The 12,870-nt window shown below is 55.5% G+C and carries 9 protein-coding genes; all 9 read left to right on the forward strand.

Going from position 1 to position 12,870, the window contains the following annotated elements; genetic code table 11:
- Entirely contained in the window at positions 1 to 978 is a 978-nt protein-coding gene (locus LT85_RS11560; protein ID WP_052135095.1) for a DUF6708 domain-containing protein, read from the forward strand.
- Positions 975 to 2,201, forward strand: a complete 1,227-nt coding sequence (locus tag LT85_RS11565; RefSeq protein WP_156117499.1) for a DUF6708 domain-containing protein — start codon at positions 975 to 977, stop codon at positions 2,199 to 2,201. Before LT85_RS11560 ends, LT85_RS11565 begins: the two co-directional genes overlap by 4 nt.
- A gap of 61 nt (positions 2,202 to 2,262) precedes the next feature.
- Positions 2,263 to 3,282, forward strand: coding sequence for a DUF6708 domain-containing protein (locus tag LT85_RS25935; RefSeq protein WP_156117500.1), 1,020 nt, complete (start codon positions 2,263 to 2,265; stop codon positions 3,280 to 3,282).
- 70 nt (positions 3,283 to 3,352) lie between these two features.
- Positions 3,353 to 3,604: a PAAR domain-containing protein gene (locus tag LT85_RS11575; protein ID WP_038488836.1), complete on the forward strand. Its 252-nt coding sequence runs from the start codon at positions 3,353 to 3,355 to the stop codon at positions 3,602 to 3,604.
- Between the two features lies 1 nt (position 3,605).
- Positions 3,606 to 4,841, forward strand: coding sequence for a hypothetical protein (locus tag LT85_RS11580; RefSeq protein ID WP_038488838.1), 1,236 nt, complete (start codon positions 3,606 to 3,608; stop codon positions 4,839 to 4,841).
- Positions 4,838 to 8,332, forward strand: coding sequence for an ImcF-related family protein (locus LT85_RS11585; RefSeq protein WP_052135096.1), 3,495 nt, complete (start codon positions 4,838 to 4,840; stop codon positions 8,330 to 8,332). The genes LT85_RS11580 and LT85_RS11585 overlap by 4 nt, the downstream gene beginning before the upstream one ends.
- Before the next feature lie 63 nt (positions 8,333 to 8,395).
- Complete coding sequence (gene tssA / locus LT85_RS11590) at positions 8,396 to 9,991, forward strand: type VI secretion system protein TssA (protein WP_038488841.1); 1,596 nt, start codon at positions 8,396 to 8,398, stop codon at positions 9,989 to 9,991.
- Between the two features lie 10 nt (positions 9,992 to 10,001).
- A complete protein-coding gene (tssF, locus tag LT85_RS11595; RefSeq protein ID WP_038488844.1) occupies positions 10,002 to 11,777 on the forward strand; it encodes a type VI secretion system baseplate subunit TssF in 1,776 nt (591 codons plus the stop codon).
- Complete coding sequence (tssG, locus tag LT85_RS11600) at positions 11,774 to 12,862, forward strand: type VI secretion system baseplate subunit TssG (RefSeq protein WP_052135097.1); 1,089 nt, start codon at positions 11,774 to 11,776, stop codon at positions 12,860 to 12,862. Before tssF ends, tssG begins: the two co-directional genes overlap by 4 nt.
- Positions 12,863 to 12,870: the final 8 nt, after the last annotated feature.

Consider the following 12,870-nt stretch of genomic DNA (forward strand, 5'->3'; position numbering starts at 1 on the left):
ATGTACACAGGCCTAATTCCTCGTTTTCCTCGCAATCGCGAACTGACCGAACTGGAACATACCGAAGCACTTTCCCGTACTCGTCAACCGGGAGTTGATGTCAATGAGCGAAGCGGATTGATAAGTTTTAATTCAACCTATATCGACTGGATTGATCGGCAGTTTTCCACCCGCGGAATGCTCAAAACCGTGATGGCTACCATAATTTGGTTCTTTTTTTTGTTGCTTACTGGATTTTTTGTTGTGAACTGGATGCTGCAGGATCCTGAAGTTGTATGGTGGTTTTGGCCCTGCGTGGCATTTGTTGGTTTATTGGCGTCCATATTTCCATACTGGTTCTTCCTTCGTTATGAATTCTTTGCGTACACCCATTATCCGATCCGTCTAAATAGAAAAACCCGCATGGTGCATGTTTTTCGCCGCAACGGGAAAAACGGGGTGCTAAGTATACCTTGGGACGAGATTTTCTTTCATCTCGGACATGGGACCGATCCTGTTACCTTGCGCGATATTCGCGGTGAAATTTTAGATGGCGACATAGTGAAAGACACATTCGCCTTGGGGCATTTCTTTGAGCGTCCGCAACCAGTGCTTGAAATGTGGGAATTCATCCGTCGTTATATGGAAGAGGGACCGGAAGCGGTAGCAGAAAATCCATTGGATCGTTACGTTAGTTTGTCCGTGACTGGCAGTTTCAAGAACTGCATGATCATGAGCAGAATATTCTATGGCGCGGATAGCCCTTTCGCACAAGCTATCAGTTTGCCTTTGGTGGCACTGTCCACGGTGACCCGCTGGCTGATTTTCAAGACTTGCAAAGTTCCGGTATTCCCGCGAGAGATTGAAGCGGAATGTGTGGTGGAAGCTAACGACCCGAATGTCTGGCCGATACCGGAATCGAGCGGGCAGTTTGCCGCAGAAAATCCCGCGATCATGCAGCGCGCTGTCAAACGTTCAAAAAAGGCTGCTAGTCGATGAATGGTCATCAGGCTACGGCTATCTCTCCCAACAACTCAGCTGTAGCAGGCAATGTTGACGGCGGTTGTGGGGCAGCATCATCGACGGCGAGAAACGGGAGCTCATGGGTTTCCCGGCTGGTCGATGCACTCGGAAATTGGTTGAACCAATCTGGGATTTTGGTGTGCATAAAGATGGACAGAAATTTGACGGCCTTGTGGCACAAAGATTGGGGCTTGAAGCTCTTGGCAAGGGAGAATGAAAATATGTATACCGGCTGGTTCACCTCTTTCCCTGTTCAACGCTCTTTGACCCAAACCGAACACAACGAGGCACTATCGCGTGAAAAAAAAGCCAAGGCTGAATCTAATGAGCGAGGCGGTTTGGTTAAGTTGAATTCGACATTCATCGATTGGATAGATCGTCGCTTTCTAGTACGTGGAATGATGAATACTTGCATCATGTTTTTGATGTGTGTCGTGATATTTTTCTTTGCTATTTGGTTCTCTGTATATGGCACATTGTTTGTTGAGCCAGATAATAATTTTATTTATTACTATGCGTCGGGAATGCTAATTGCAATAATTGTTTTATTTTATTTTCTACTTCTCAAGCGTGAGTTTTTTACTTATACGCACTTTCCAATTCGCTTCAATCGCGTAACCAGAAAAATTTATGTTTTTCGCCATAACGGACCAGAAGGGGTGCTGACCGTTGCATGGGACGAAGTTTTTTTTCACATCGGGCATAGTCAAAAAACACCAAATCTTTGCGACATACGTGGGGAGGTGCTGGAAGGTGAAACGGTGAAAGATACTTTCGCACTGGGGCATTTCTTTGAACGTCCTCAACCAGTGCTTGAAATGTGGGAATTCATTCGTCGTTATATGGAAGAAGGTCCGGAAGCTGTTGGTGAACATCCGTTGGATCGTTACGTCAGCTTGTCAGTGACCGGCAGTTTCAAGAACTGCCTGATCATGAGCAGAATATTCTATGGTGCGGATAGTCCTTTTGCACAAGCTATCAGTTTGCCTTTGGTGGCACTGTCCGCGGTGACCCGTTGGCTGATTTTAAAGACCTGCAAAGTTCCGGTGTTCCCACCAGAGATTGAATCTGAGTGCGTGGTGGAAGCCAACGATCCGAATGTCTGGCCAATACCGGAATCGAGCGGGCAGTTTGCCGCAGAAAATCCGGCAATTATGGCGCGGGCTGTCGAACGCGCAGAAAAGGCAGCAACTCGATGATCAATCTCCAGGCCGCTGCGTCCCCTCAGTACAACTACGTTGCAACAATTTGCGGCGGCGTATGCAGCGCGCTGGAAAAAATGGGCAAGGGGGAATAAAAATGTATACAGGATGGTGGACCACTTTTAGTCTCAATCGTAATCTTGTTCAAACTGAACGTGACGAACAACTTCTATATACCAAATCTCTAGACATAGATGCGAATGATCGAGGCGGGTTGATACGCATTAATTCTACTTATATTGATTGGATAGATCGTCGTTTTTCAGTACGTGGAATGCTGAATACTACATTTCTTTTCGTCGGATATATATTTTTCACTGGATGTTTTGTATTCCTTATTGGCTACGCTTTGTTTTTTGCAAACCGTGAAGTAGATAAAATCGGAGCGCTGTGTTGTTCTTTCTTGAGTTTGATGTTTTTAATAGCTTTTTATTTTCTATGCATTCGTTTCGAATTTTTTACTTATACGCATTTTCCAATTCGCTTTAATCGCATAACCAGAAAAATTCACGTCTTTCGCGGCAATGGCCCCAATGGCGTATTGACGGTGCCATGGGACGATGCGTTCTTCCACATCGGGCATAGTCAAAAAACACCAAATCTTTGCGATATTCGCGGTGAAATTTTGGATGGCGACATAGTGAAAGACACATTCGCTTTGGGGCATTTCTTTGAGCGTCCGCAACCAGTGCTTGAAATGTGGGAGTTCATTCGTCGTTATATGGAAGAAGGTCCAGAGGCGGTAGCGGAAAATCCCCTGGATCGTTACGTCGGTTTGTCCGTAACCGGTAGCTTTAAAAACTGCCTGATCATGAGCAGAATATTCTACGGTGCAGATACACCTTTCACGCAGGTTATCAGCTTGCCTTTGGTAGCGCTGTCCACGGCGACTCGCTGGTTGATCTTCAAGACCTGCAAGGTTCCTGTGTTCCCACCGGAGATTGAAGCGGAATGCGTGGTGGAAGCCAACGATCCGAATGTCTGGCCGATACCGGAAACGAGCGGGCAGTTTGCCGCAGAAAACCCAGCGATCATGCAGCGCGCGGTCGAACGCGCAGAAAAGGCAGCTACGCAATGATCATCCTCCAGGCTACTGACATCTCTCGATATAACAGCGTTGCAACAATTCAGTTTGAAAGACGATTTCAATGATTAATTTTATTTTATTGGGCGACAAGGGCGATCACCCCGGCAGCGTTGTGATTACTGCTTCCGGTTGCATGTTCTTTGATGGTCGTGCGGTAGCGCGCAAGGGCGATCTGATCACCTGCCCGAAATGCAGCCTGCATCCGAATCCGATCATCGAAGGCGATGAGACCATGATGGATGGCGGTGTGCCGATAGCGCGGCATGGCCATCGCGCGGCCTGCGGTTGCCGTCTGATATCGAGCCTGGTGTGAGATGCCGGTAAAGCTCCCCATTGCCGATAACGCTGTTGAACGCCCGTCGCCACCCGACGGCGTCGTCTGGCTGCTTTTGTTCGTGCTGTTCATGTTGGGCGGCGGTGCCATCACTTTGTTGACCTGGCCAACCGGAGAGAGTACTGCTGTGCCTTTGTTTTGGCTGCGTCTGCTGGTTTTTCCGGCGATCGCCTGGTGCATTGCGTTGGGCGTACGCAAGACCGTCTACGACCGTATTGTGATGCGGCTGGACGCTGACGAAAAAGTGGCGCAAGACGTGCGTGCCGAGGCGATTGAATTTGGCAGTGAACCGCTGGCGGTGATTGGCGTGGCCTATCAGTGCGCTGCGGGCAGCGATAAAGGCGTGAGTGCTTCTGTCGCGCAAGGTGTGATAACGCTAAAGTCGCAAAAACCTTGGCTGCGTAAGGAAACGGTGCTGCATACCGCATTGGGTTTACGGGGAGACGAACTTGGCCGCAGCCGCTACCAGGTTTTGTTCGCCGACTTGCTGAAGTCATTACAGGCTGTCTTGCAGCAATTGCCGAACGGGATCCCGTTTGAGGTACAGCTGCTATTGCCCCAGGAAAGCTCTCATGAAGACTTGAAAGCCCTGTGGGACACGTCGTGGAAAGAGCTTGGTTTGCGTTCTGTACCGGTCAGCCTTCTTGCTGCCGACCAAAGCATGGCTGCGCTGGATGAATGGTTGGATGTCTATGGTGGTCAGACATTGCAGAAACTGGTGTTATTTGTTGCGGTACAACTGCACGAGGATCCACCGGCGCGCAGCGCAGAAGCAGGCGTCGCTTTGTTGCTGGGCTGGCCTTTGGTCGCCGCACGCAAGAAATTGCCGACACTGGCAATGCTGCACCGTCCCCTGGCAACCAGTCAGGCCGATCTGAAAGAGGATATTCCCGTCGCGCTGCTGTGGGGAAAAGCGGAGCTGGACGATATCAACGATATCTGGCAGACAGGTATGGGCAAGGAAGATAAGGCGGCGTTTGGCGAGGCGGCGTTCGGCATCAAGCTGGGAGTCGCCCGTAGCGAGGATTTCTCGGGTGTTCACGATGTCGACCGTGCTTTGGGCAATGCCGGTGCGGCGGCCGGCTGGCTGACTGTAGCACTGGCCATAGAACATGCCCAGCAAAGCAAACATCCGCAGATGATTATCTGCCGCCATGACAGTTTGGACCTGGCAGTAGTACAACCGATTGGCGAACAAGCGAAGAAGAGTGCATGAAGAATTTATTTGCAAAAATATCCGGCCATATGTTGTTAGTCGCAACACTGACGATAATCGGTCTGATCGCGGCGTATTACTGGGGTGCAAAATACGATCCAGTGACCTGGCATCGCATGACGCTGGTGTTGTTAATCTGCTCGGTGCTCACATGGTTCGGGCCATTAACCAGAGCTGCCATTGGCTGGCTCTCCAGCCATGCTCCCGGTCGCCAGCAATTCAAACGCGACCCGGCTGCTCGTGCCAGCACCGACAAAGTCGAGCTCACCGACCCGTTGTCGCAACGTATCCAGGACCTCAAGGACTATCTGAAGGAACAGCACGGCTGGCGTTGGCGTTATTGCGATCGCTGGTTGCTGCTGTGTGGCGACAACAGCGCCATTGACCTGTTGGCGCCGACGTTGCGCCATACTGGCTGGGCGATCACGCCCGATGCCGTGCTGCTCTATAGCGGTAAGGCCGCCGATGAAGACGACAAAGGCGCCGTGCCCGATGTTGCATGGCTCAAGCAAATTGCCCGTCTACGTCCGCGGCGGCCGGTGGATGCCATGGTGGTAGTAATAAGCAGTGGTAAAGGTGCATTGACGGCCGATAAAGATATGCTCGCTCGCAAGCTATACATTCAAAGCAGTGCGCTCGGCTGGGCTGCGCCCACCTATTTGCTGAATGCGACCGAGCTGGAACATGCGCAACCGCATGCACTGGAGGAGATCGGCTGCACCTGGTCGGTCCGTGGCGGCGATTTGCGGCCGCTGGACAACGGCCTGGGTATCTTGAGCAATCGCCTGGCCGAACGTGGCGTTGACCGTCTGGCGCAACAGCTGTCGCAGCCGGGCCTTGCGCAGCTGTCGCGACGGATTGCAGCACAGCGTACGGCGCTGCTGGACCTTGTCGCCTACATCAGTAACTCGCGCAAACGCAAGAACGCAGTGCATGGTTTGTTGTTTGCCCCCTTGTTCGACGCGCAGCAGACAGTCGCTGCCTCCGAAGTGACAAGTGGCAGCACCTATGGCTTGTCTTCACCGTGGCTATTGATTAACTGGAAAGCAATCGCTAGCCATAGCCGCCTGATCGGCGGCCGCCGGGTTGGTTTTTCACCTTCGGTCGTTGCGGCCTGGTGTGTCATGGCCTTACTGGGCCTGTGGTGCGCCGGCAGTATGATTGCGGCCGCCTCCAACCGCAGCACGATAGCCAATGCCGAGGAAACCGCCGACCGGCTGCAAAAAGTGCAAAAACCGATAGCGGCGGCACTGGATCTGGACGAATTGCAAAAGCAGATCGATACGCTTGAAATCCGCAAACAAGAGGGCGCTCCCTGGTACAGCCGTTTTGGCCTCAACCACGACGACTCGCTGTTAGCGGCTCTGTGGCCGCACTATCAGGCTGCCAGCAATCGCATCCTGACCGATCCGTTACGCCGGCAGCTCGAAGCCAATCTGCTGCAACGCAATGGCATGTCCGACCGGGAATTGGCCAGCGGCGGTGAGGCACAGGTCAAAGCGGCCTATGGCGACCTCAAGACCTACCTGATGCTGGCTGAACCCAAACATACTGAAGCGGCTTTCCTGATTCCGCATTGGCAGGATAGCGGCCAGCCGGCGATGCCGTCGCAATCGCAGATGACGCAGGGCGGCTGGCGCGATCTGAGTCAGCGCTTGATTAGCTTCCATGCCAATCATCTGGCGGCGCATAAAGAATGGGCCATTACCCCGGATGCCGCTCTGGTCGGATCGGCGCGGCAATCGTTGATTGCGGTGATCGGACTGCAAAACTCTACCGATGTCTTGTATCAATCGATTCTTGACGAAAACAGCAGTAAATATCCGCCAGTGTCATTGCAGACTTTGCTGGGTGGCACCAGCAGCCGCGGCTTGTTTAGCACCGATGCGACCATCCCTGGTATCTATACCCGGGCGGCATGGGATGAAAGGATCAGCAAAGCGATTGACGATGCCGACCAGCAGCGCAATGTTGACCACGATTGGGTATTGTCTGAATCTGCCGGTGGCAGCCAACCACAGGCAACCGGCCGGGAACTCAAGACAGAATTGCGCAATCGCTATTTTTCTGACTATGCGCGCGCCTGGCAAACCTTTCTGAACAGCGTGCAGTGGCAATCTGACAGCTCTCTGTCTGGCACCATCGATCAGCTGACGTTGCTGGCAGATGCTCAGCGTTCGCCGCTATCGGCATTGTTCAAGGCGATTTCCTATCAGGCAGGAGCCGGCACGCTCAGCAAGTCGTTGTCCGACAATCTGGTCAATAGGGCACAGCAACTGGTCAAGGGCGTCGACGCCGATCCTTCAAAGGCGATTGTCGCTGCACCGGATGAATCGCCGCTGGCGGATGCCTTCGGTCCGTTGCTGCGCCTGGGTAATAGCGGTGGGGCCGCTGCCAATGGCGCGGCTGGACAAAGCGCCGACATGAGCCTGGCGCGTTACCTGGAACGCGTCACCGCGGTACGCCTGAAACTTCAGCAAATCATGATGAGCAGCGATCCTGACGCCGTATCGCGAATCACTGCGCAGGCGATCCTGCAGGGTAAAACGTCCGATATTGCTGACAGCCGCGACTACGCTAGCCGCGTCGGCGCCAGCCTGGGCGAGCAATGGAGCGGTTTCGGCAGCGCGGTGTTCGAGCGGCCATTGGAGCAGACCTGGGGCGTGGTGTTGCGGCCGGCGGCGGCCAGCCTCAACGATACCTGGCGCAGCGCCATCGTCACGGCCTGGAATAGTTCTTTCGGCGGCCGCTATCCGTTTGCCGACTCGGACAATGACGCCTCCCTGCCTGAAATGGCGCGATTCCTGCGTAGCGACGGCGGCTTGATTCCACAGTTTGTCGCCACGCAGCTGGCCGGCATGCTGGAACGACAGGGCGATCAATGGGTGCCGACGCAAGGCTCTGGCAATACGTTGACCTTGGACCCGAATTTTATAGATGGCCTGAATCGTCTCACGCGCATCAGTAACCGCCTGTTTCCGCAAGCCGACGCCAAGGTACGGTTTGAGCTGAAGCCGGTCGGTACCGGCGGCGTTACCGACATGGTATTGAAGAGCGGCAGCCAGTCCCTGCATTATTTTAACCAGCGTGAAGAATGGCAGCCGATGATCTGGCCAAGTGATGCGCTGACCGGCGACTCACGCATTGAATGGCGTACCGAGCAAAGTGGACTTCGGTCCGAATTGGGGGCGGATGGTCGCTTTGGCTTGATTCGCTTGTTGGGTAAGGCCCAAGTGACGCAAATCGACAATGCGCAGTATCTGCTGACCTGGAAAGCAGACGGTAGTAGTGGCGTGCCGCTGCGCATGCTACTGCGCAGCGAAGCCGGCGCCGGGCCGCTCGATATGCTGTCGTTACGGCATTTTGTTTTGCCGACGCAGGTTTTTGTGTCAGGGAAGGCGAGTGCCGCCGCTACCAAACAGATGGCGAACGCAGCCTCGGCACCAGCTTCTGCTGTGGGAAATAAAAAAGCATCGCGATTCACGGAATGAGCTACGACATGAAAACACTGAGTGGCGCGTTGCCCTTCGTATTGACCAGGCAAGGAATCTGATATGTTCGCCCCATTTTTAACCAAGCTGTTTGGCAGCCGTAACCCGGATGAACTGGTGCGCGAGCGCATGAGCGCCTGGGATGCCTGGTTGCAGCCTTTGCCGTCGGACAATGCCAGCGGCGTTGGCCGCGACCCTGGCTACGAAGATGCATTCTTTACCATCAAGGACGAAGTGACCAAGTTGTCGAATGTCGATGACAACCTGATCGCTCGTTCCTGTGAACAATTGCTGAAGGAAGTCGGCAAGGATCTGCGGCTGGCGGCGTATTACACATTTGCCCGCTTGCGTCTGGATGGCAGCACCGGCTTTGCCGACGGTATCGAGCTGACAGCGGCGCTGGTCGACCGTTTTGGCGATGCTGTGCTGCCGAGCCGGCCGGAAGCGCGCAAAGGAGCCATGGAATGGCTGGCCAATTCGCGCCTGCTCGACCAGATGTCGCGCTATGAAGATTTTTCTCCGGTAGATCTGGAGCGGGCGATGGCGGCATTGAATCTCTTGATCAACCGCACCGGCTTATGGGCTGAAGCCGCCCGTCCTAATCTGCAACCTTTGGTCTCGCGCTTCGAACAAGGTGAAGTGACGCCGTTGCCGGCAGCGCAGGCAGTAACAGCCGGCGGCACGTCTGTATCGCCTGCATCGCCAGCCATGCCGGTGTCGGTCGTCGGTTCGACCCGCGACTTGCTGGAGCAAGCGCGTGTCATGGCGCAATTTTTGCGCAACCAGGAACGCGGCTATCTATCTTCGACGCGCCTGATCCGCTGCGTGCGCTGGGATACCCTGCACGATCTGCCGCCCTGCGACCAGCAATCGCGCACCCGCTTGCTGCCGCCACGGGCCGAGTTGCGTCAGCAATTCAAACGTCTGGTGCTGCAAAAGCAGTGGCACGAGCTGCTGGAGCGGGTGGAGGGGGCATTCACCGAAGGCGCCAATCACCTGTGGTTCGATTTGCAGTATTTTCAGCATACGGCGCTGGAACAGGCGGGAGCGCCTTATGCCGGCTGGGGCGATCTGCTGCGCACCGATTTTGCCTTGATGCTGGAACGGTTGACCGGTATTGAACGGTTAGCCTTTAGCGACGGTACGCCATTTGCCGACGACACCACGCTGGACTGGATTGCCCGCCACGCCGTGGTGCGCGATCTCGAGGCCGGCGAAGCCATGGCGCCGCTGGCGCTGTCTGGCGAAGGGACTGCCACCGATGCCGGCCACTGGCAGGAAATGGAAGCGCAGGCGCGCGACTTGCTGAACAGCGATGGCCTGGAGGCCGCTTTTGGCTGGTTGCAGCGCCTGCCCGGCGTGCAATCGGAACGCCAGCAGTTTTTACAGCGCTGGCTGATGGCCAGGCTGGCCGATCACGCTGGCAAGCCGGAAACCGCCTTGCATCTGCTGAACCAGCTCGACAGCCTGACGCACAGTTTGCAGCTGGCCCGATGGGAGCCCGCGCTTGTTTTCGAAATCAAACATCATCTGTTGCGTGTGTTGAAGCAAAGCGCCAACCGCAAGGATGCCGATAAGCCGGCGCTGCTGCGCCGCACCGAACAATTGCAAGCCGAGCTGATCGTGCTCGATCCGGCTCAGGCCTTGGGACTTACCTGATGAGAATGCCATGAACGACGATATCCTGCGCTATTACGAAGCCGAAATGCGCTATCTGCGCGAAGCCGGCAAGGAGTTCTCCGAAGCCCATCCGGACCGCGCCCGCCTGCTGAATCTGGATCGGGTAGGAGACCGTGATCCCTATGTGGAGCGCTTGTTTGAAGGCTTTGCATTCCTGACCGCGCGGCTGCGGCAAAAGCTGGACGATGAGTTGCCGGAGCTAACCGAAGGGCTGGTGAGCCTTTTATGGCCGCATTACCTGCGGATGATTCCGTCGCTGTCGATTCTGGAAATGAAGCCAGATCTGGGCACCTTGCAAAAACTGGAGGAACTGCCGCCGGGGATCGAAGTACGCTCGGATGCGATCGGGGCCGAGGATACGCGCTGCACTTACCGCACCACGCAAGCTGTGCAATTGCTTCCGATCACCGTGAGCGAAGCCGGTGCCACCACCATGCACGATGGCCGTTCGGCGATCAGGATACGGTTTAGCATCGCTCCGCAAGCTCGAAGGGAAGCGCTGGCGGCGCCGAAGCTCCGGCTGTATCTGAATGCAGACCGGCCGGTGGCGTCTGCTCTTCATCTGGCATTGACGCGTCAGGTCAGGGAAATCCAGATCCGGATTCCCGGCGTGCGCGACGGCGCCTTGCAACCTTTGCCGGGAGGTCGCTTTGCACCGGTCGGCTTTGCGGCCGACGAACGTTTGTGGCCCAAGGCTGACAATGCGTTTGGCGGCTATCAATTGTTGCTCGAATATTTCACGTTTCCGGAGAAATTCCTGTTTGTCGACTTGTTCGGGATTGACCTGACGAAGCTGCCGGTGGGCTGCGATTTTGTCGAAATCGAAGCGGTGCTGGATAAAACATATCCTGCCGATTTGCGTTTCTCGGCGGACAACATCCGCCTGTTCTGCACACCCATCATCAATTTATTCAATCTCGACGCCGAACCGATACGCGTGAACCATCATGAAACCGAGTATCGGGTTTTGCCGGTATTGCATCACGGCAGAAATGTCGAAACCTATTCAGTGGAATCGATCGACGCGCTGGATCATCTGACCGGCGAGCGCTATGCCTACGTGCCGTTCTCCACTTTCCGTCACCGTGGCGGGATGCTGCGCCATGAAGCGCCGGAACGATTCTTCCATACCAGGGTGAGACAAGGTGCAAAAGGACTGTTCGATACCTGGGTGATTCTTGGCGGTCATGCCTGGGAAACCATCGAGGAAATGCCGGAAGAAACGCTGTCGCTGCAGGTAACGGGGACCAACGGCATGCTGCCGCGCAAAGGATTGCGTGAAGCCGGCATCAATGAATTGACCGGCAGTGCGCCGAATGTCAGCGCGGTGCGCAACCTGGCAGCGCCAACATTGCCCTTGTATCCGCCGACCGGCGATCGCTTTCAATGGCGCGTGCTGTCGCATCTGGCCCCTAATTTCCTGTCGTTGATGGATGCCGAAGTCTTACGTGGCGCATTGGCGCTCTACGACTGGACTGACGACGAACTGAACCGCCGACGTCTGGCAGGCATCCAGCAAGTGACTCACAAGGCCTTGAGGCAGGTCACTGGCGGTGCGTTAGAACGCGGCGTACAGATTGCGGTGACGCTGGACAGCCACGCATTTTCCGGGGAAGGGGACATGTACCTGTTCGGAGAGTTGCTGCAGCGCTTCTTCGCTCTATACGCCGACATGAATTTGTTTACCCAATTGGTCCTGGTCAGTTTGCCGTCCGGCGAACGGATCTCCTGGCCGGCGAGTAAAAGCGAGGCCGCACCGCTATGATCATTAGCGAAGGCCTGACCAGGCAACATCCGCTCGCAGTCGCTGCGTTGTCGCCTTTCATGCGCGAGTTGCTAGGGCGTGCGCCGCGCATGAATTTCTTCCAGTTCTGTCAGTTACTGGAATTGCATGCGCCGCAGCAAGCGCTACTCGGCAGTCAGGACACGCCAGAGTCTGAGGCGGTGCGCTTCCGGCCGCTGCCCAAAGTCGGCTTTCCCGGCACGGAAATGGCAGCCGTTGAATTCGATGACGATCGGCCGCAAGCACCGCCATCGGTACGCACCACCTTTCTGGGGTTGTATGGCGTCAATGCCGCCATGCCGCATCATTTCATCGAAGACATCGTGTTGCGGCGCGAGGGCAGCGAGGAAGTGGCGGCGTTTCTTGACATGTTCAATCACCGGATTGCGACGTTGTTTTACCGCAGCTGGCGCAAGTACCGGTATCCGGTCGGCTTTCGACCCGGCGGCGAGGACGAGATGTCGGGGTATCTGCTGTGTCTGGCAGGTTTCGGGATCGGCAACGCGGCACGCAAGCAAGGCTTGTCGCCGGCGCGGTTGCTAGCCTTGCTCGGTTTATTGACGCAACGCACGCGTACCGCCGATGGCCTGGCCGGCGTGATCAGCCAGATCTTGCCCGGGGCCGACGTGACAGTGAAGGAGTTTCATCCGATCTGGGTGCGGCTGGAACATCTGCAAGTGCTAGGCACCAAGACCGTAGACGGCGTCAAGCCGCGCGGACTGGGTGATGGCCATGTCATAGGCCGCGGTGTCATGGACCGTACCCAGACCGTGCAAGTCACTATCCGTCCGGCCGACGCAGGACAGTCGAACGATATATTGCCCGGAGCGATTCTTCATCAAGACCTGATGAATCTATTACGGGTCTACCTCGGCTACAAGGTTGACGCGGAGCTGCGCATGGAGGTGTCAGCCATGACTGCGCCACAACTGACATTAGGCAAAGCGCCTGATGCCGATGGTATACCGCAGGCAAGACCACGGCTGGCCTGGACCACATTATTAAAACCGGCGAGTGATCGCATCGTTACCATTTCGCTGGGCCGCTATAGCGGTCTGGCAGCATAAATCAGGGG

Origin of the sequence: Collimonas arenae, from assembly GCF_000786695.1 — a bacterium.
In the GTDB taxonomy this organism is placed as follows: domain Bacteria; phylum Pseudomonadota; class Gammaproteobacteria; order Burkholderiales; family Burkholderiaceae_D; genus Collimonas; species Collimonas arenae_A.